Origin of the sequence: Nocardioides sp. NPDC057772 (genome assembly GCF_042798075.1) — a bacterium.
Classification (GTDB): domain Bacteria; phylum Actinomycetota; class Actinomycetes; order Propionibacteriales; family Nocardioidaceae; genus Nocardioides.
In genome coordinates this window covers 1-19,601 of sequence record NZ_JBHVKN010000086.1, presented here as the reverse complement: position 1 = coordinate 19,601, position 19,601 = coordinate 1, and the positions used below count along the sequence as shown (strand labels likewise).

The 19,601-nt window shown below is 70.2% G+C and carries 18 protein-coding genes; 11 read left to right on the top strand and 7 right to left on the bottom strand.

What is annotated here, in order from left to right; all coding sequences use genetic code 11:
- Positions 1 to 41: 41 nt before the first annotated feature.
- The gene (locus ACFVJS_RS15505) at positions 42 to 1,649 is read right to left on the bottom strand and encodes a DHA2 family efflux MFS transporter permease subunit (RefSeq protein ID WP_378881735.1); all 1,608 of its coding nucleotides are present in this window, start codon (positions 1,647 to 1,649) and stop codon (positions 42 to 44) included.
- A 34-nt stretch (positions 1,650 to 1,683) separates the two neighbouring features.
- Positions 1,684 to 2,406 (bottom strand): molybdopterin-dependent oxidoreductase, encoded by a 723-nt coding sequence (locus tag ACFVJS_RS15500; RefSeq protein WP_378881732.1) that lies wholly within the window; start codon positions 2,404 to 2,406, stop codon positions 1,684 to 1,686.
- A 110-nt stretch (positions 2,407 to 2,516) separates the two neighbouring features.
- Between ACFVJS_RS15500 and ACFVJS_RS15495 the strand changes: the two genes are divergently transcribed.
- From ACFVJS_RS15495 to ACFVJS_RS15475, 5 genes are read left to right on the top strand one after another with little or no spacing between them, the layout of a single operon-like run.
- On the top strand, positions 2,517 to 5,216 hold the full coding sequence (locus tag ACFVJS_RS15495; protein WP_378881729.1) for a DEAD/DEAH box helicase: 2,700 nt from the start codon (positions 2,517 to 2,519) through the stop codon (positions 5,214 to 5,216).
- On the top strand, positions 5,213 to 5,878 hold the full coding sequence (locus tag ACFVJS_RS15490; protein WP_378881726.1) for a hypothetical protein: 666 nt from the start codon (positions 5,213 to 5,215) through the stop codon (positions 5,876 to 5,878). The genes ACFVJS_RS15495 and ACFVJS_RS15490 overlap by 4 nt, the downstream gene beginning before the upstream one ends.
- 33 nt (positions 5,879 to 5,911) lie before the next feature.
- The gene (locus ACFVJS_RS15485) at positions 5,912 to 6,499 is read left to right on the top strand and encodes a TetR/AcrR family transcriptional regulator (RefSeq protein WP_378881723.1); all 588 of its coding nucleotides are present in this window, start codon (positions 5,912 to 5,914) and stop codon (positions 6,497 to 6,499) included.
- 57 nt (positions 6,500 to 6,556) lie between these two features.
- Positions 6,557 to 8,083 (top strand): carboxyl transferase domain-containing protein, encoded by a 1,527-nt coding sequence (locus ACFVJS_RS15480; RefSeq protein WP_378881721.1) that lies wholly within the window; start codon positions 6,557 to 6,559, stop codon positions 8,081 to 8,083.
- The gene (locus ACFVJS_RS15475) at positions 8,083 to 9,948 is read left to right on the top strand and encodes an acetyl/propionyl/methylcrotonyl-CoA carboxylase subunit alpha (protein ID WP_378881718.1); all 1,866 of its coding nucleotides are present in this window, start codon (positions 8,083 to 8,085) and stop codon (positions 9,946 to 9,948) included. Before ACFVJS_RS15480 ends, ACFVJS_RS15475 begins: the two co-directional genes overlap by 1 nt.
- Positions 9,949 to 9,952: 4 nt before the next feature.
- Here ACFVJS_RS15475 and ACFVJS_RS15470 read toward each other — a convergent pair whose 3' ends face one another.
- Complete coding sequence (locus ACFVJS_RS15470) at positions 9,953 to 10,453, bottom strand: RICIN domain-containing protein (RefSeq protein WP_378881715.1); 501 nt, start codon at positions 10,451 to 10,453, stop codon at positions 9,953 to 9,955.
- Between the two features lie 125 nt (positions 10,454 to 10,578).
- Between ACFVJS_RS15470 and ACFVJS_RS15465 the strand changes: the two genes are divergently transcribed.
- The 4 genes from ACFVJS_RS15465 (at position 10,579) to ACFVJS_RS15450 (ending at position 15,054) form a co-directional block, all read left to right on the top strand.
- Positions 10,579 to 11,526: a hydroxymethylglutaryl-CoA lyase gene (locus ACFVJS_RS15465; RefSeq protein WP_378881712.1), complete on the top strand. Its 948-nt coding sequence runs from the start codon at positions 10,579 to 10,581 to the stop codon at positions 11,524 to 11,526.
- 91 nt (positions 11,527 to 11,617) lie between these two features.
- Positions 11,618 to 12,727, top strand: a complete 1,110-nt coding sequence (locus ACFVJS_RS15460; protein WP_378881710.1) for a hypothetical protein — start codon at positions 11,618 to 11,620, stop codon at positions 12,725 to 12,727.
- Positions 12,727 to 13,845: a hypothetical protein gene (locus tag ACFVJS_RS15455; protein ID WP_378881708.1), complete on the top strand. Its 1,119-nt coding sequence runs from the start codon at positions 12,727 to 12,729 to the stop codon at positions 13,843 to 13,845. The genes ACFVJS_RS15460 and ACFVJS_RS15455 overlap by 1 nt, the downstream gene beginning before the upstream one ends.
- A 12-nt stretch (positions 13,846 to 13,857) precedes the next feature.
- Positions 13,858 to 15,054 (top strand): hypothetical protein, encoded by a 1,197-nt coding sequence (locus ACFVJS_RS15450; RefSeq protein ID WP_378881706.1) that lies wholly within the window; start codon positions 13,858 to 13,860, stop codon positions 15,052 to 15,054.
- Here the strand turns inward: ACFVJS_RS15450 and ACFVJS_RS15445 are convergent.
- Positions 15,051 to 15,659 (bottom strand): AAA family ATPase, encoded by a 609-nt coding sequence (locus tag ACFVJS_RS15445; protein ID WP_378881703.1) that lies wholly within the window; start codon positions 15,657 to 15,659, stop codon positions 15,051 to 15,053. The genes ACFVJS_RS15450 and ACFVJS_RS15445 overlap by 4 nt on opposite strands.
- Before the next feature lie 92 nt (positions 15,660 to 15,751).
- Positions 15,752 to 16,450: an EcsC family protein gene (locus tag ACFVJS_RS15440; protein ID WP_378881701.1), complete on the bottom strand. Its 699-nt coding sequence runs from the start codon at positions 16,448 to 16,450 to the stop codon at positions 15,752 to 15,754.
- Positions 16,451 to 16,506: 56 nt separating this feature from the next.
- Here ACFVJS_RS15440 and aat point away from each other — a divergent pair, with 56 nt between their 5' ends.
- Positions 16,507 to 17,235, top strand: a complete 729-nt coding sequence (gene aat, locus ACFVJS_RS15435; RefSeq protein WP_378881698.1) for a leucyl/phenylalanyl-tRNA--protein transferase — start codon at positions 16,507 to 16,509, stop codon at positions 17,233 to 17,235.
- Here aat and ACFVJS_RS15430 read toward each other — a convergent pair.
- Together ACFVJS_RS15430 and ACFVJS_RS15425 are read right to left on the bottom strand one after the other, a co-directional pair.
- Complete coding sequence (locus ACFVJS_RS15430; protein WP_378881695.1) at positions 17,232 to 17,558, bottom strand: rhodanese-like domain-containing protein; 327 nt, start codon at positions 17,556 to 17,558, stop codon at positions 17,232 to 17,234. The two genes, aat and ACFVJS_RS15430, sit on opposite strands and share 4 nt — an antisense overlap.
- A gap of 9 nt (positions 17,559 to 17,567) precedes the next feature.
- A complete protein-coding gene (locus tag ACFVJS_RS15425; RefSeq protein ID WP_378881692.1) occupies positions 17,568 to 18,431 on the bottom strand; it encodes an Fpg/Nei family DNA glycosylase in 864 nt (287 codons plus the stop codon).
- 205 nt (positions 18,432 to 18,636) lie between these two features.
- Here ACFVJS_RS15425 and ACFVJS_RS15420 point away from each other — a divergent pair.
- Positions 18,637 to 19,601 (top strand): ATP-binding protein (locus ACFVJS_RS15420; RefSeq protein ID WP_378881689.1); only part of this gene is annotated, 965 nt, incomplete at its 3' end.

Genomic DNA, 19,601 nt, shown 5'->3' with positions numbered 1-19,601 from the left:
GCCAGCGGCAGCCCGGCCCTGCGTACGGGCCTGTGAGCGGATCAGTGGAGGACCGTCGGAGCGGCGGCTCCGTGCTCGGCCTTGCTCTTGGGCAGGAACCACGCGGGGATGAGCGTGGCGAGCACCAGGATCGCGGCGATCACGAAGGTGGTCGAGAAGGCCTCGGCCATCTCGACCGGGATCGCCTTGAAGACCTCCGGCAGCTTGGCCGGGTCGAGCCCCAGCGAAGCAGCGGCCTCACCGACCTTCTGCTGGTTGGCCGGGTCGGACATGAACTTCTCCAGACCAGCCGCCGGGACACCGAGCTTGTCGGCGAGGTCGTCCGCGGCGGAGATCGACTCCTTGCCGGACAGGGCGTTGGTGAGCAGCACCGAGAAGAGCGCGGTGCCGGCGGAGGCGGCGACCTGCTGGACGATGTTCACCAGTGTCGTACCGCGGGCAATGGTGTGCTCGCGCAGCGTCGCCTGGGCGGCGGCGAAGGTCGGCATCATCGTCGCGCCCATGCCGAGCCCCATGATGAAGAGGGACACCAGGAGATACCAGTAGGGCGTGGTGTCGTCGAGCCGCGAGAACATGAACATGCCCACCGCGATCGTGGTCAGACCGCCGAGGACGATCTTGCCGGGGCCGGTGCGGTCGGCGAGCATGCCGGCGAGCGGCATCGTGACCATCGCGCCCAGACCCTGCGGAGCCAGCAGCAGGCCGGCGTGGAGGGCGTCCTCGCCGCGTACCTGCTGGTAGTAGAGCGGGAAGAGCAGCGAGGCACCGAAGAACGCCATCGCGAAGATCGACAGGGTGATCACCGCGACGGTGAGCTCCTTGTTGCCGAAGAGACGTACGTCGATGAGCGGGTGGTCGTTGCGAGCCGACAGCGCCCACGGGATGAACGCCGCGATCAGCACCAGGCCGGCCACCATGAAGGAGAGCACCTTGGTGTCGAGCAGCGTGCCGGCCTCGGGGATCGAGGAGACGCCGTAGAGGAACAGCGCCAGACCCGGGGACAGCAGGACCATGCCGAGGAAGTCGAAGGACTGCGACGGCTCGACGTGGTCCTTGGGCAGCGCGCGCCAGGCGTACACGAGAGCGACGACGCCGATCGGGATGTTGATGAGGAAGATCCAGTGCCAGGAGGCGGAGTCGATCAGCGCGCCACCGATGATCGGGCCGAGGATCGGGCCGAGCAGCATCGGCACACCCAGGATCGCCATCACGCGGCCGACCCGCTCGGGTCCGGCGGCGCGGGTCAGGATCGTCATGCCGAGCGGCATCAGCATGCCGCCGCCGAGGCCCTGGAGCACACGGAAGGCGACCAGCATCGGCAGCGAGGTAGCCAGCGCGCACAGCGCCGAGCCGAGCGCGAACAGCACGATCGCGGTCATGTAGAGGCGTTTGGTGCCGAACCGGTCGGCGGCCCAACCGGTCAGCGGAATCACCGTCGCCAGGGCGAGGGTGTAGCCGGTCATCGTCCAGGCGACCTCGGCAGAGGTGGCGTCGAACTCGCGCTGGAAGGTCTCCAGTGCGACGGAGACAACGGTGATGTCGAGGATCGACATGATCGATCCGAGCACGACGACGCCTGCGACGATGAGCACGCTCTTGTCGAGGTGATCGTCCGGCGCCTTCTCAGGCTTGGCAGAAATGTCTGTCACGGGTTGACAGCCTACGTGTGGGTTGATAGGTACCCTAGCCATTATTTGCATTTGAAGGGTGACCTGGCTCACCACGGCGAGCGGCTGCGGAGAGCATGAACGCCTTGATCACCCGGTAGATCGGGCGGATCAGCCAGCCGGGCACCGTGCCGTGACGCTCCTCCTCCCAGACCCGCGCCCGCGGGTGGGACTGCAGCAGCCGCTCGAGCAGCGCCGGAGAGCCTCCCGTCGGCGCGCCGGCGAGCACGTCGATGCGACAGACGTGCTTGATGTTGGCGTAGCCGTACTGCGCCGGGTTGACCAGCCGCAGCGGTGCTCCGTGAGCGCCGTCGAGCGGGCGTCCGTCGAGCCGGTCGGCGAGCAGGACGTCGTCGGCCAGGAGGTCACCCAGCTCGGCCACGAAGTTCTCGCCGTCGAGGCCGCGGACCAGCACGTGCGTGACGGTCGTGCCCGCCGGGACGGCGGGGGCGACATACTGCCGGTAGACATCGGCGAAGGCAGCACCCTCCCAGTGCAGTCCGGTCACCGACCAGCCGGCGACGCAGTGGAAGTCGGCATGGAGCCCGCGACGCCCGGTGCCGACGAGCTCGTCCACGGCGATCTCGATCGGGGCCGGGAGCACTCCGCCGAAGACGACGGTCGGACGGGCGGGCACGGTCGGCGGGGGCTGGTCGAGCCGTCGTCCGAAGCGCGGGAAGAAGTCGATGCGCCGCTGTCCTGGCGGAAGGGCGGCGCCTGGATGAGTGGTGTCGGTCATGTCAGCCACCGTGGCAGGGCCCGGGTGCGGTGCGCCTCAACCTTCGGGGGCGGAGGCCTCATCCTCGAGGATGAGAAACCCTGTCGGTGGTGGCGGCTACCGTCGTGTCCATGTCCTTCGTACCCGTCACCGGCCGCGCCGTCTTCCGGTCCGCGCAGCCGCCGCGGGACTCGGCCGTGGAGTTCGTGGACTCCCGCCGCTCGGTGTCGTTGCCGATGCGGGCCGCGCTGCCGGTCCTCAAGAAGGCGTACGCAGCCTCCGACCTGCATCCCTCCGTCGCTCTGGTCGCGTCGGCAGCCCACCTCGCCCTCCGGTTCGTGGCCGCGGGACAGCTGGAGCCCGCGGACGGTTCCTGGGCGGTCCGCTACACGCCCGAGGACGACGAGCGGGTGCGACTGCTGGCCGAGTCGCGGGCCTACGAGGACCTGGACGGCGAGGCGGCCGAGCTGCTGGTGCGGGAGGTCGTGGCCGCAGTCGCGGACGCAGTGCCCACCTCGGCGCCGAAGGCGACCGGGTCGAGTGCGTTCCGGGAGTCCCTGCAGACCCGGCTGGCGCGCTATCGGACCGACGAAGGCCCGGTGACGGCCGCGTTGCCGTCGCTGGTGCGGCTCTCGTTCCGCGTCGAGGCGCCGGAGGAGGACCTGCTCGCCGGGTCGCTGACATTGGTGCCGCAGGTGCACGACGAGGCCGATCCGCTGCACGTCGCGGATGCTGCGAGGTTGTGGGAGGAGGGTGACGATCACGGGTTCGGTCCGCGCGCGCGTACGCATGCCCAGGTCGCTCTCCGCGGGGCCGCGGAGGCCTGGCCGGTGCTCGACCGGCTCCTCGACCTGCCGGTCCCGGCGGCGCTGACCCTGTCGAGCGACGAGGTCGTCGGGCTGCTCGAGGACGGCGCCGAATGGCTCAAGGAGCGCGGTGTCGACGTGCTCTGGCCGCGCTCGCTGTCCCGCGACCTGACCACCTCGGTCGCGGTGGACCGGACATCGTCGACGTCCACCCGTGCCCGGGAGGACCTGATGCGCGAGTCGCCGCTCGGCGAGAAGGGCCTGTTCGCCTTCCAGTGGCAGGTGGCGCTCGGCGGCGAACCGCTCGACGCCGCCGAGATGGACGCCCTGGCAGCCGCCGCCGGCCCGATCCTGCGGCTGCGAGGCGCGTGGGCGGTCGTCCATCCCTCGGTGCTCCGCCGCGCGCGCAAGCGCCTGCTCAAGCGGATCAGTGGAGGCGAGGCGCTGGCGGTCGCCCTGACCGGTCAGGTGCCGGCGGAGATCGCCGAGGCCGCGCCCGGCGAGAAGGTGATCATCGGAGCGTCGATCGCGAGGCTCCGCGGCGAGGTCATCGAGGCGACCTCGGGGCCCGCCGTCGACGTGCCCGTCGAGCTGCAGGCCACCCTGCGGGGCTATCAGGTCGAAGGGCTGACCTGGCTCGCCGGCATCACGTCGCTCGGCCTGGGCGGGTGTCTGGCCGACGACATGGGTCTCGGCAAGACACTGATGACGATCGCGCTCCACCTGCATCGCCAGAAGGAGCACACCGGACCGACCCTGGTGGTGTGCCCGGCCAGCCTGCTGGGCAACTGGGAGGCCGAGCTCGCCCGGTTCGCGCCCGAGGTGGAGGTGCGCCGCCATCACGGGTCCGAGCGCGACGTCGAGGGTGCGAGCGGGGTGGTGCTGACGACCTACGGGACCATGCGGCGCGACGTCGAGCTGCTCTCCGCGGTGTCGTGGGGTCTCGTCGTCGCCGACGAGGCTCAGCACGTGAAGAACGCCGCCTCCGCGACCGCGAAGGCGCTGCGGGAGATCCCGTCGCATGCCCGGGTCGCGCTGACCGGCACCCCGGTGGAGAACAACCTGACCGAGCTGTGGGCCCTGCTCGACTGGTGCGTGCCGGGGCTGCTGGGCAGCCGGCTCGCCTTCCGGCGTGCCTGGGCGAGCCAGATCGAGGCGGGTGCGGACGTCGGGAAGGCCAAGGAGTTCGCCTCGCTCGTCGGCCCGTTCCTGCTCCGGCGCCGCAAGTCTGACCCCGGGGTCGCGCCCGAGCTCCCGCCCAAGACCGAGACCGACCACCTGCTGTCGCTCACGCGGGAGCAGACGGTGCTCTACGAGGCCTACGTGCGCGACGCGATGGCGCGGATCGAGCGGCTCGACGCCGACGACCCGCAGCGACGTGGGCTTGTCCTGAGCCTGCTCACCGGCCTCAAGCAGATCTGCAACCACCCGGCGCAGTTCCTCAAGCAGGAGGGTGGCCGGATCACGGGGCGGTCGCAGAAGATCGAGCTCCTCGACGAGCTGGTCTCGACGGTGCTCGCGGAGTCGGGGGCGGTGCTCGTCTTCACCCAGTACGTCGCGATGGCCCGTCTCCTCGAGGCCCACTGGGCCGCCTCCGGTGTGGAGCACCAGTTCCTGCACGGCGGCACCCCGGTCGCGGAGCGGTCGCGGATGGTCGAGCGCTTCCAGGAGGGCGAGGTGCCGGTCTTCCTGCTCTCGCTCAAGGCCGGCGGGGTGGGGCTCAACCTGACCCGGGCCGACCACGTGATCCATGTCGACCGGTGGTGGAACCCGGCCGTCGAGGACCAGGCGACCGACCGGGCCCACCGCATCGGCCAGACGCGTACGGTCCAGGTGCACCGACTCATCACCCAGGGCACCGTCGAGGAGCGCGTCGCGGAGCTGCTGCAGCGCAAGCGGGTGCTCGCCGATGCGGTGCTGGGTGCAGGCGAGGCCGCCTTCACCGAGCTGTCCGACGCCGAGCTCCGTGAGCTGGTCAAGCTCGGTCCGCAGAAGCGCCGGAAACGACGACGGATCGCGTCATGAGCTCGGTGCTGACGTTCGCTCGCGAGCCGCACCGGCGCGGGATGGTGCGGGTCGATTCGTGGTGGGGACGGGCTTTCCTGCGGGCGATCGAAGAGCTGGCCTACGACGACAACCAGCTCTCCGGTGCCCGGACTCTCGCCCGCTCGGGACGGATCGGCGGTCTGGTCGTCGAAGCGGGCCGGTTCGCCTCCGGGGTCGAGGACGAGCGCGGGCTATGGACGGTGATCGGCACGGTGCCGGTGCTCGACGGAGACTCGATCGCCGCACTCGGGGAGGTCCTGGGGGCCTCAGCCGAGCGGGCGGAGGCGCTTCTCGTCGGCGAGCTGCCGCTGGACGTGGCCGAGCACGCCGAGGAGGCCGGGGTCGAGCTGGTCCCCTACGGCGAGGAGCTCGCGGTGACCTGCACGTGCGGACACTGGCACTCGGTCTGCGGCCATGCGCTCGCGGTGCTCCATCAGCTCTGCTGGACCGTCGATCGCGATGCCTCCGTGCTGCTCCACCTCCGCGGAGCGGAGCGTCGCGAGCTGCTGCCGAGGCATCGGGAGAAGGCGCCGGAGACCGGCTCGGCCACGCCAGCCGGCGAGGCGACGCGCGATCAGGTCGACGACGTCGAGATCGCGCTCGACGCCGTGCTCCGGGCGCGTCACATGCTGGAGGAGTGACTCGAAGGAGTGAACACCAGCTAACCTGGCGGAATGACCCTTCGGCAGGCTCAGGACATCGCCTCGGCCCCGACGAAGACCAGGCGCGAGCAGATCCTCGACACCGCGGCCGAGCTCTTCGCGGCCCGCGGCTTCCACGGTGTCTCCGTCTCCGAGCTCGGTGCAGCCTGCGGCATCTCCGGTCCGGCGCTCTACAAGCACTTCCCGAGCAAGGACGCGATGCTCGCCGAGATGCTCGTCTCGATCTCCCAGGAGCTGCTCCGGGAGGGGCGTGTCCGGGTGAAGGCGGCCTCCGGCACCGCGGCGGCGATCGAGGCGCTGATCGACTGGCACGTCGACTTCGCGCTGCGCGACCGGGCACTGATCGTCGTCCAGGAACGCGACTGGCAGTCGCTGCCGCACGAGGCGCGCGAGCAGGTGCGCACGCTGCAGCGGAAGTACGTCGACCTCTGGGCCGACCAGCTCCGCGACCGCAACCCGGCGCTGGCCCTCGACACCGCCCGTGCCATGGCCCACGGCGTCTTCGGGCTGATCAACTCCACGCCTCACAACCGGGTCCTCCCCGAGGAGTCCACCCGCGCGGTGCTCACCAAGATGGCCCGCGCCGCTCTGGCCGAGTAGCGGCCGACTTCACAGTGGGGCTTGTCACACGAGGTTAATGAACGTTAACCTCGTGCCATGGCGTCCAATCTGCGCGAGCTGACCCTCGAACTGCGAGAGCGGCTCGAGCGCGTACGGCAAGGAGGGAGCGAGCGCTCCCGGCAACGGCACACCGACCGCGGCAAGCTGCTCCCACGAGACCGGGTGGACGGTCTCCTCGACCCCGGGTCACCGTTCCTGGAGGTGAGTCCGCTGGCGGCGTACGGAATGTACGACGACGGCGACGAGTGGGCGGTCCCGTCGGCGGGGGTGATCGCCGGCATCGGCCTGGTGGCCGGCCGCAAGTGCATGGTCGTCGCTAACGACGCGACCGTGAAGGGCGGCACCTACTACCCGATGACGGTCAAGAAGCACCTGCGGGCGCAGACGATCGCGGCGGAGAACAACCTGCCGTGCATCTACCTGGTCGACTCCGGCGGCGCGTTCCTGCCGAAGCAGGACGAGGTCTTCCCCGACCGTGAGCACTTCGGCCGGATCTTCTTCAACCAGGCCAACATGTCCGCGAAGGGCATCCCGCAGATCGCCTCGGTCATGGGATCGTGCACCGCCGGCGGTGCGTACGTGCCGGCGATGAGCGACGAGACCGTGATCGTGCGCGACCAGGGCACGATCTTCCTCGGCGGACCGCCGCTGGTGAAGGCGGCCACGGGCGAGGAGGTCACCGCCGAAGAGCTCGGTGGCGGGCTCGTCCACGCCACCAGGTCGGGCGTCGTCGACCATCTCGCCGACGACGACAAGCACGCCCTCGAGATCGTCCGCGGCATCGTCTCGACGCTCCCGGAGCAGGAGACACGGACCACGACGTACGACGAGCCCGTCGAGTCCCCCGAGACGCTCGCCGACGTGGTGCCCGCCGACACCAGGACGCCCTATGACGTACGCGAGGTGATCCGCCGCATCGTCGACGGGTCCCGGCTGCAGGAGTTCAAGCAGCTCTACGGCGAGACGCTGGTCTGCGGGTTCGCGCAGATCGAGGGGCAGCAGGTCGGCATCGTCGCCAACAACGGCATCCTCTTCTCCGAGTCGGCGCTCAAGGGCGCCCACTTCGTCGAGCTGTGCAACCAGCGCGGCATCCCGCTGGTGTTCCTGCAGAACATCACCGGGTTCATGGTCGGCAAGGAGTACGAGAACAAGGGCATCGCCCGCGACGGCGCCAAGCTCGTCACCGCCGTCGCCTGCTCGGTGGTCCCGAAGTTCACCGTCGTCATCGGCGGCTCCTACGGTGCCGGCAACTACGGCATGTGCGGCCGCGCCTACGACCCGCGGTTCCTGTGGATGTGGCCCAACGCGCGGATCTCGGTCATGGGCGGCGAGCAGGCCGCCTCGGTGCTCGCGACGGTCGCCGGCAAGCCCGACGACGAGGAGTTCAAGGCGCCGATCCGCGACCAGTACGAGACCCAGGGCTCGCCCTACTACGCCACCGCGCGACTGTGGGACGACGGCATCATCGACCCCGCCGACACCCGGCGGGTGCTGGCCATGGGGCTCGCGGTGGCGGCCAACGCGCCCACGCCCGAGCCCAACTACGGAATCTTCAGGATGTGATGGCCGTGTTCGAGAGTGTTCTGGTCGCCAACCGGGGCGAGATCGCGCGCCGCGTCTTCCGGACCTGCCGCGAGCTCGGCATCCGGACGATCGCGATCTACACCGCGCTCGACGCGGACGCACCCCACGTACGCGACGCCGACGAAGCCGTCGAGGTGGCCTCCTACCTGGACGCCGACGCGGTGGTCAACGCTGCCGCCGAGGCCGGTGCCGAGGCCGTCCACCCGGGCTACGGGTTCCTCTCCGAGCGGGCCGAGTTCGCCCGCGCGGTCGCGAAGGCCGGGCTGACCTGGGTCGGTCCGACACCCGAGGTCATCGAGCAGATGGGCCGCAAGGACGCGGCCCGGGAGATCGCGGTCGCAGCCGGCGTACCCGTGGTTCCGCGGGGCGAGGACAGCCCCTACCCGCTGCTGGTCAAGGCCGCGGCCGGTGGAGGCGGCAAGGGCATGCGCATCGTCCGCTCGCCGGAGGAGCTCGACGAGGCCCGCGCCGCCGCCGCCCGCGAGGCGCTGAGCGCGTTCGGCGACGAGACCCTCCTGATCGAGAAGTACGTCGAGCGCGGCCGCCACATCGAGGTGCAGGTCTTCGGCGACACCCATGGCAACGTCATCCACCTCTTCGAGCGCGACTGCTCGACCCAGCGTCGCCACCAGAAGGTGATCGAGGAAGCCCCGGCTCCGACGCTCACCGACGAGCAGCGGAACCTGGTCCTGACCAGCGCCGTCGCGCTCGCGAAGCAGGTCGGTTACACCGGCGCCGGGACGGTCGAGTTCCTGCTCGACGACGCCACCGGCGACGCCTACTTCCTGGAGATGAACACCCGCCTCCAGGTCGAGCACCCCGTGACCGAGGAGATCACCGGTGTCGACCTCGTCGCGCTCCAGCTCCGGGTCGCGGCGGGTGATCCGCTCGGCATCACGCAGGACGACGTACGCGTCGACGGCCACGCCATCGAGGTCCGCGTCTACGCCGAGGACGCCTTCGAGGGCTTCCTGCCCCAGGCCGGCCGCACCTCGATCGTGCGCTGGCCCGAGAACGCCCGGGTGGAGCACGCTCTGGAGAGCGAGCAGGTGGTCAGCACCGCCTACGACCCGATGCTCGCCAAGATCATCGTCCATGGCGCCGACCGCGAGAAGGCCCGCACCGCCATGGTCGAGGCGCTCGATGCGACGGCGGTCCTCGGGCTGACCACCAACACCGGCTTCCTTCGCGTGCTCGCCGCCTCCGACGCCTTCCGCGACGCCGAGATCGACACCGCCTGGCTCGACCGCAACGAGGTCCCCGCGCCCGACCCCGACGTCGCGCGGACGCTCGTCGCGTGGGTGAGCGCCATGCTCTCCGCGGTCTCGGACACCACCACCCCGTTCCGTGCCGACGGCTGGCGCCTCGCCGGCTCCCCGGCACCGACCATCGTCGACCTCGACCGCAGCGTCACCGTCGACCGCCCCGCCGGCCGCGTCGAGGACCACTTGGTCAGGCAGATCAGCGCGGCCGACCACGTCCTCGTGGCCGTCGTCGACGGCGTACGCCACCGTGCGGTCGCCAACGTCCAGACCGGTCTCGCCGAGATCGTCCACCAGGGACACCGCTTCGACTTCTCCCCGCCCGACCGGGTCGCCGGCGCAGCCGCTCACCACAGCGACGGCGCCGTCGAGGCCAAGATGCCCGGCACCGTCATCGACGTACGTGTCGCGGTCGGCGACGCCGTCGAGGAGGGCCAGGTCCTGGGTGTCCTGGAGGCGATGAAGATGGAGGTCGCCCTCAAGGCCCCGTTCGCCGGCGCCGTCACCGTGGTCGGTGTCGGTGCCGGCTCGCAGGTGCCGCTCGGTGCCGAGCTCTTCGTGGTGGAGCCCGATGCGGGGTGATCCGTCAGTACCAGCTCTGGTTCTCGCTGGTGTTGCACTCCTCCAGGCTTCCGACGTACGGGTCGCGGATGCACCAGCCGTAGGCCTGGTTCTGGAACCGGATGGTCCCGTCGGCCCAGCGCTTGATCCACCAGCTCTGCTGCTGGCTGTCGTTGCACGGCAGGCTGCGCAGGAAGATGACACCGGTGCCGGTGCCGAGCTGGGCGTGCAGACACTCGCCGGTCCTGCCGTTCTGGAAGCGGCGGGTGCCGTCGTTCCAGACCTTCACGATCCACTGCTGGGTGGATACCCCGGCGCAGGCAGCGGTGCGCGGCTCGGTCGTGGTGTCCTCCAGGCAGAGGCCGGTGGCCTCGTTCCGGTAGGTCTGGGTCGCGGCCGACGCGGGTGTTGCGGAGCCCGCGATCAGTCCGAGGGTGGCGATGATCGTCGTGATCGCGGCCAGGAGAACGGCCACGGAGCGATGCGGCCCGTGCGGCCGCAGCATGGTGAGAGTCGGATTCGACATGTGAGGTCCTGCCTATCCACCAGGCTCGGACCCGGTTGTCCGAGCGTCGGACCGACCGTGTCAGAGGGCGCTCTCAGATCTCTGTCTCGTATCTGTCAGGTTCCACGAGGATTAGGTTGGCAAGCATGAGTTCCGGACACCGCCTCCCCGCCGTCGTACGCCACGACGACCTGCCCAGCAGGATCACGATCTATGAGGTCGGTGCGCGTGACGGCCTCCAGAACGAGAAGACGGCGATCGACACCGGCGTCAAGGCCGACCTGATCACCCGGTTGCTCGACGCCGGGCTGAGCCCGGTGGAGGCGACGAGCTTCGTGCACCCGAAGTGGGTGCCGCAGCTGGCCGACGCGAAACAGCTCATGGAAGAGCTGGTCGACCGCCTGGGCGACAGGGCGCGAGAGCTCCCGGTGCTCGTCCCCAACGAGAAGGGCCTCGACCGCGCGCTCGAGCTGGGGCTGCGGCACATCGCGATCTTCGGCAGCGCGACGGAGACGTTCGCCAACAAGAACCTCAACCAGACCTTCGACGGTCAGTGGGCGATGTTCGAGCCGACGATGAACCGGGCCAAGGACGCGAACATGACGGTCCGCGGCTACCTCAGCATGTGCTTCGGCGACCCCTGGGAAGGACAGGTCGAGATCGCGAAGGTGGTCGAGGCGGGCAAGCGGCTCCTCGACCTGGGCGCCGACCAGCTCAGCCTCGGGGACACCATCGGGGTTGCCACCGCCGGCCACGTGAAGGCGCTGATCGGAGCGTTCGAGGAAGCAGGAGTCACGACCGACCGGCTCGCGCTGCACTTCCACGACACGTACGGCCAGGCGCTGGCCAACACGCTCGCCGGGCTCCAGTGCGGGGTGACCACCTATGACGCGAGCGCCGGCGGTCTGGGCGGCTGCCCCTACGCGAAGAGCGCGACCGGCAACCTGGCCACCGAGGACCTCCTCTGGATGCTCGACGGCCTGGGGATCGAGCACGGGATCGATCTCGACAAGGTCGCCGACACGAGTCGATGGCTCGCCGACCACCTCGGCAGGCCGAGTCCCTCGGCTGTCGTACGTGCCCTGCGCGGATAGCCCTCTAGACTGCACCCAAGAGTGACGGCCGGGTGACAAAAGACGGACCGCCGCGACAATCTCTACTAACTTGGTGCAGAATAGCGGGACCATGGCGCGCAAAGTCTTTCTCCATGTCGGCGCTCCGAAGACGGGCACGACGTATCTCCAGGACAGGTTGTTCCACAACCGGGTGTCCCTGGACGAGCATGGTGTCTTCTACCCGGTCGGCGGCCAGCCCGACTTCTTCCGGCCGGCGCTCGACCTGATCGATCGTCCGTGGGGCGGGATGAGGAAGACGGTCCACGGCGAGTGGGACGCGCTGGTGAAGCGCGTACGCCGCGACGAGTCCGACACGATCCTGATCAGCCACCACCTCCTCGCCGGGGCCCGCCCGGACCGGGTCGAGAAGGCGATGACCGACCTCGGCGAGGGCGGCCGTGCCGAGGTCCACATCGTCTACACCGCCCGCGACATCGCCCGGGTCGTGGCAGCCGAGTGGCAGGACCAGGTGCAGCGCGAGCGCAAGGTCACCTTCGCGCGCTACCTCGAGCGGATGCAGACCGCGAAGCAGTCCCGCTCGGCCGCCTGGTTCTGGCGTACGCACGGCCTGCCCGACGTGCTCAGCCGGTGGGGCCGCAACCTGCCGCCGGAGCGGGTGCACCTGGTCACCGTGCCTCACGACGGTGCGCCGAGCGAGGTGCTCTGGCGCCGGTTCTGCGAGGTCGTCGGGATCGAGGAGGCCTGGACCCCGGTCGACAGCGACCGCCACAACCAGTCGCTCGGTCGCGCCGAGGCGACGCTGCTGCGCCGGCTCAACGCGCGCCTCGAGTCGCAGGAGCTGCCGCGCGAGGACTACCGCCATCTGGTCACCGAGGTGATCGCCAAGCGCACCCTCGCCCACCGCGACGGACGCGAGCGGGTCACCATGCCGCCGTACGCCTTCGACTGGGCCGACGAGGTCGCCGAGTCGTGGATCGAGTGGGCCGAGCTGGCCAAGGTCGACATCGCGGGCGACCTCGACGACCTGCGACCGCAGCATCCGGAGGCCGGCGTCGAGTGGGTCGACCCGGACGCGCCGCGCACCAAGGACGTCGCCGACGCCGCGATCGACGCCCTGGTCGCGGTCGTCGTCGAGGCCGCCCGCACCGACCCGCCCCCGCGCCCGGTCGCCTCTCGCGCCGCTAGGGTCATGCGCCGCGTCCGGGGGCGACGCTCCTGATGCCGACACCCACGAGGGGTTGGGGTTGGGCCGCGCACCTGCGCGAGGGTGGAACCACTCCGTGGGCCTCCTGGTCCGAGCCCGCGGTGCCCTTCACCACCGACCACCTGCCGGGTGCCGAGATGCTCGAGCTGCTGCGACGGCTCAACGAGACGGGGCCGTCAGAGCCCTCCCGGGTCGACGCCCTGCTGCGTACGAGCCCGCCGGGCCGTGGCCGCCGAGACCTGCCGCTGCTCGGCGACACCGAGACGAGGACGTACGGTCCGCTGCCGGTGGACCCGGAGACGCTGAAGCCGCGCGAGCTGCTCCGGGCGGCGAGCGTGCGGCTTGCCGAGGACCTGCTGGACACCGTGGACCCGACGCCCGCGCCGCGCCCGCGACGGTGGCTGCGTCGGCGCAGGAACACGGAGCCTGACCAGCAGCGATTCCCCTATCGGCTGGTCGGCTCCCCGTGGCTCACACTGCCCATCCGCGAGGAGCTGGAGAGACAGGGAAGACTCCCTGGGGGCGATGGCTTCACGGTCTACGTCCTCGGCGGACCGCTGGACGAGATCGCCGCCGCCGCGTGGAAGTTCCGCACCTTCACCAACCGGGTCAACCCCTGGCACATCTGGATGCGCGACGCCCAGTGGCGCGGCTGGTTCGGCCCCCGCGCCGACCTGCCTCGGATCGCCCGCTGGTGGGCGCGTCGGGTGGGGAGGGACCGCGTCGAGATCGTCACCGATCCCGCCCTGCTGCCCGGCCTGCTCGGCGTCGACAGCGTGCCCGGCCCCTGGTCGATCTCGGCCGAGGGCCACGAGGTCGCCCGCGTGATCGGGCAGGTTCTCAGCGTACGCACGGATCCGGAGACCCAGCGGAAGCTGCTGGTCGACCAGCTGCGGCCGCGGTTGGAGAAGCTCGAACCCCTCTTTCCGGACGCCCGGGAGGTCGGCGTCCCCGAGGAAAGTTTGGATTGGGTCGAAACACAGGCGCGGGCCCAACGTGATGCATTGGTGGAAGCCGGATACGCTCTCCACGGAGACCCTGACCTGCTGCTCCCCTCGGGGAGGGCGACGCAGGGTCCCGATGAGCGCCGGGCGCTGGCGCTCGCGTTGTCATTGCTGGCGGGGCGTTCCTAGAGGAGTAGAACGTTGGAGACTGGGCGGCGCGTGCTGCTTCATGTCGGCACCCCGAAGACGGGCACTTCCTATCTTCAAGACGTCCTCTTCCACAATCGGGAGTCCCTCGCCGAGCAGGGGGTTCACTACTTCGCCGACCGCTTCGACGCCCACTTCCTGGCGGCCCTCGACCTGATGGACCTGCCCTGGGGCGGCATCGAGGAGGAGGCCACCGGCGCCTGGGACGCTCTTGCCGCGAAGGTGCGCGAGGTCGAGAACGGCACCGTGATCATCTCCCACGAGATCCTGGCGAGCGCCTCGTGGCAGCAGGCCAAGCACGCGCTGGACTCGCTGGGCGACTCCGAGATCCACATCATGCTCTCCGCGCGTGACCTGGCCCGGCAGATCCCCGCCGAGTGGCAGGAGAACGTCAAGCACCGTTCGGTCGTGACGTACGCCGAGTTCCTCGAGGAGATCCGAGACCCTGCCCGCGAGGGGCGCATCGGGTCGTGGTTCTGGGGCGTCCAGGAGCTGCCGGACATCCTCGACCGCTGGACCCAGGGCATCGCGCCCGAGCGCGTCCACCTGATCACCGTCCCGCCGCCCGGGTCGCCGTCGACGCTGCTGTGGGAGCGGTTCTCCACCGCCTTCGGCCTCGACGACCTGACCATCGACTTCGAGGGCATCGACCGCGGCAACCCGTCCCTCGGGGTGCCCGAGGCGGCCCTGCTCCGTGAGATCAACCTGGCGGTCGTGCCGGTGCTCGAACCGGCCGACTACCGGCCTTTCGTACGCGAGTTCCTGGCCCACCGCACCCTGGCCAAGCGCCGCGACTCCGCGCGTCTGGCGCTCGCTCCCTCGATCCTGCCATGGGTTGAGTCGCTCTCCGAGGAGTGGGTCAAGGCGCTGTCGGGACGCGGCTACGACGTGGTCGGCGGGCTGGAGGAGCTGCTCGTGCCGCCCGGCCTGGCCGACAAGCCGTTCGTGGACCCCGACACCGTCTCCCCGCGTGAGGTCCTCGACGCCGGCGTCGCCACCATCGACGCGCTGCTCCAGGAGGCCATCAGGCTGCGCCGGTCGGAGGCGCGTCTGGAGGACGAGGTCGCCGAGCTGCGCGCCGACCTGGAGCACACCCGGTCGCTGGTGCCCAAGCAGCGTGCGCGCGAGGGTCTCGAGCGGCGCTGGTGGGGCCGGGCGGTGCTGAAGGTCTATCGCCTCTTCCGGCGCTAGCCGCAGAGGACCGTGTCGAGCCGTCCCGCGGCGCGGGCGCGGTCGAAGACGTGCACCCGGTCCCAGGAGCCGTCGGCGTCGCCGAACGTCGCCGCGGTCAGGAGCCGCGGCTGGTCGTCGAGCCAGCGGTGCCAGTGACGGTCGAAGGACTCGGGGCGGACCAGCCGCCCGCGCTCGTACTGGCCGTCGATCGCCGCGGCGCGCGGCACGTCGATCATGACCAGCGACGTACGCCAACCGCGGGCGCGGGCGATCCGGCCGAGCAGTTCGCGCCGACCGGGCCGCGTGGCCGGGTCGTGGACGAGGAGCGTGCGGTGCCCCACGGCCGGGCCGAGCAGGACGAGCACGAGGGTCGCGATCGCGTGCCACAGGTGCACCAGTGGCCGGTAGAGGCGGTAGGGCACCTCCGGCAGCCGCGCCGCCAGCCAGCGGGTCGCCGTCTCCGGATCGAGGGTGCGTACGTCGGGGTGCCGGTCGGCCACCTGACGGATCAGGGTGCTCTTGCCGGCACCGGGTACGCCGCCCAGGAGGAGCAGGTGAGGCCTCGCGTCGAGCCCTGCGGCACGGGTTGAGCCGACCGGGGCGAAGGTGGTTTCGAGGGTCATCTGCTGCTCCTCCCAAGCGGACACCAACAGTGTGGAATCCTGTGCTCAGAGCAACGTCTGAGGAACCTGTGAAGTTCCTCTGAGAGGCGGCGTCAGCGGTTGTCGGGGTGGCGCGGCAGCAGCTCGCGCGAGGCGTAGCGTCCGATCTGGTAGGTCATCCAACCGTCCGTCCCGGCGCCGACGACACCGCCGACCAGCGGAACCCGCTTGGCCACCATCGAGACCATGCGCTTGCCGGCCACGCGCCCGATCAGCTCCTGGGCCACCTCGGCGGCGACCAGGTCGTCGACCGCGCGGTCGTAGGCGGGGGCAGTGGCGACCGCCATCGGCGGGGCGGGGATCTTCTTCTCCTTGATCTGCTTGCTCACCTTCTCCTCGCTGAGGAGGGTGAGCAGGATGGCGTTGCGCACGCGGGGGTCGGTCAGGTCGTAGCCGCGCAGGTGTGCGATCACGGCCACCATGCGGCACTGGATGATGGCCATCCCGGTGATGTTGGCCGGGAGCGTGATCGCCTGGGTGACCAGACCGCCGATGTTGGTTGCGAAACCGCCCACCCCGGCAAGCCGGACGTGGTTGTCGATGACGTGCTTGACCGCGAGCTCGACGTCGTTGTCGTGGTCGGAGAGATGCTTCTCTGCGGTCGCGGCCGCCCCGGGGAGGGGGCCGATGCCGACGATCGCGTGGTGCAGCGCCTGCCGGACGACGTTGGTGGTGACGCTCGGCGCGGACTGGATGACCTTGGGTGCGAGCCGGCCAGCCGCACTGGTGAGCACTGACTTGGGACCGATCATGAGGCAAATCTTAAGTGTGTGGTGGTTGTGGCCGTACGGGGCGATAACGTTTCGTCGTGGCGAATCTTGGGGGTCCGATCGAACCGGAGCCGTCGCCGTGGGCCTTCGCCGACCTTCGGGACCCGGGTGAGGGCCATGGTGGAGCGGATCTGGACGATCTGGTGGGCATGGGTGCGGACGTCGCGCCCGGGACACTCCTGGCTGCGTACCGGCACGGGATCTTCCCGATGCCCGGGGAGTCTCCGCGCGACCCGATGATGTGGTTCTCGCCGGTCAAGCGCGGCGTGCTCCCGCTGGACGGGCTCGTGGTCTCCCGTTCCTTGCGCCGGTCGGTGCGGGACTTCGAGATCCGGATCGACACCAGCTTCGACGAGGTGGTGGCCTCGTGCGCCGACCCGCGCCGGCCGCACGGCTGGATCGACAAGCGGATCCGCCGGGCCTACGGCAACCTGCACCGGCTCGGCTGGGCCCACTCCGTCGAGGCCTGGCAGGACGGCCGCCTGGTGGGTGGGCTCTACGGGGTCGCCATCGGCGGGCTCTTCGCGGGTGAGTCGATGTTCCACCGGGTGCGGGACGCGTCGAAGGTCGCCCTCGTCGGGCTGGTCTCAGCGCTGCGTGAGGCCGGGTCGATCGACCAGCGGATCCTGGACGTGCAGTGGCGCACCGACCATCTCGCCTCGCTCGGCGTGGTCGAGGTGGACCGCAACGACTACCTCGACCGCCTGGAGAAGGCGCTCAGGCTGCCGCTCCCGGAGGCGTTCGGCGGCCCGTCCTCGGAGGCTTAGAGGACGTACGCCTCGGCGCCGGTCTCGCTGACCATCGGCCGCCCGGCGGCGGCCCAGTCGAGCATGCCGCCGGCGAGGTTGACGACCTCGTAGCCCTGCTGGGCGAGGTAGTTGACCGCCTGCGCGCTGCGTCCGCCGACCTTGCAGACCACCAGGGTCTGGCCCTCCGGAAGGTCACCGAGGCGAGCCGGGAGCTGCTGCAGCGGGATGTGGATCGCGCCCTCGATGTGTCCGGCGGCCCACTCGTCGTCCTCGCGAACATCAAGGACTGCCACGGGCAGGGGATCGGGCACTCCGGCGATCTCGACGGTGGGGATGGTCACTCGTAGATCCTACTTGAGAAGCCGGGACATCCGGCGATCGGCGAGCGGCTTGCCGCCGGTCTGACAGGTGGGGCAGTACTGCAGGCTCGAGTCGGCGAAGCTCACCTCGAGGATCGTCGACCCGCAGACCGGACACTTCTTGCCGGCCTTGCCGTGCACGGCGAGGTTGGACTTCTTCTCGCCCTTGAGTTCGCTCATCGCCAGGCCGGAGTCGCGCTCGACGGCCTCCCGAAGGGTCGTCCGCAGCGCGTCGTAGAGGCTCTCCGACTCCTCGTCGGTCATCTCGGCGGGCTTGAAGGGCGACATCTTCGCCGCCCACAGGATCTCGTCGGAGTAGGCGTTGCCGATGCCGGCGATGATCGACTGCATCCGCAGCACGCCCTTGATCTGCTTGCGGCCCTGACCTGCGAGGATCTCGCGGAAGCGGTCCAGGGTGAAGTCGTCGGCGAGCGGGTCGGGGCCGAGCGTGGCGACTCCCGGGACGTCCTGCGGGTCGTGGACGACGTAGAGCGCAAGGCGCTTCTTGGTGCCGCCCTCGGTGATGTCGAGCCCGGTGTCGTCGTCGAGCACGACCCGGATCGCCAGCCCCGACTTCGACCCCGGCCGCGGCGGAGTCGACGGCACCTCGTCGCGCCACCGGATCCAGCCACCGCGGGCCAGGTGGAGCACCAGATGGATGCCGCTGGCCTCGATGTCGATGAACTTCCCGTGGCGGGTCACGTTGTCGACGAGCGTGCCCTCGACCGCGGTCAGCGGCGGATCGTACGTCTTCAGCGCACTGAACTGGGCGACGTGCACCTTCGTGATCGCGCGGTCCTTGAGGCGCCCGCGCAGGTCCTCGGCGAGCGCTTCCACCTCGGGGAGTTCCGGCATGTTCGCGAGTCTAGATCGTGACGCTTGCAGTGGGGGAGGAAATCCGACTATCATCGAACACACGTTCGACACGGGTAGTCGATGCAAGAGTCTGCGCCTTTCTAGGATTGTTCCTAGAAAGGCGAATAGAGGGCTACGCTGGCAAAAGATGTGGCTCGCTAGCGAAATCTAAGACGCGCCCTATATATGTGGATACCGTCTGATCATGGACCCGATCCGCAATCCGTACGCTCCCGGCGCCGGCCAGCGGCCCCCGGAGCTGGCTGGTCGTGACGAGCAGCTCGGGCAGTTCGACGTGGTGCTGGAGCGGGTCGCGCGCGGTCGCCCGGAGCGGTCGCTGGTGCTCACCGGGCTCCGCGGCGTCGGCAAGACGGTCCTGCTCAACACCCTGCGCTCGGCGGCCGTCCGCAAGGGCTGGGGCACCGGGAAGATGGAGGCTCGCCCCGACCAGTCGCTGCGCCGGCCGCTGTCGAGCGCGCTGCACCAGGCGGTGCGCGAGCTCGGTCACCCCAGCGGCGACGACGTCGACCATGTGCTGGGTGTGATCCGGAGCTTCGCCCAGCGGGAGGCGGGTCCCAACGCCAAGCTGCGCGAGCAGTGGTCGCCCGGCATCGAGGCCCCGGCGGTGCGGGGCCGGGCAGACTCCGGCGACATAGAGATCGACCTGGTCGAGCTGCTCACCGACGTCGGTGGGCTCGCCGCGGACGTCGGCAAGGGCGTCGGCGTGTTCATCGACGAGATGCAGGACCTCGGCCCCGACGACGTCTCGGCGATGTGCGCGGCCTGCCACGAGATCAGCCAGTCGGGCCTGCCGGTGATCGTCGTCGGTGCCGGTCTGCCCCACCTCCCGGCGGTGCTCTCGGCGAGCAAGTCCTACTCCGAGCGGCTCTTCTCCTACCAGCGCATCGACCGCCTCGAGCGTGAGGCCGCCGACCGCGCCCTCGCCGCGCCCGCGGGCGAGGAGGAGGCCGAGTTCGAGCCCGAGGCCCTCGCGGAGATGTACGCCGCCACCGGCGGTTACCCCTACTTCATCCAGGCCTACGGCAAGACCGTGTGGGACCAGGCTCCTCGCTCGCCGATCACCGTGGAGGACGTGAAGGTCGCGGCTCCCGAGGCCGAGCGCGAGCTGGCGGTCGGCTTCTTCGGCTCCCGCTACGAGCGCGCCACCCC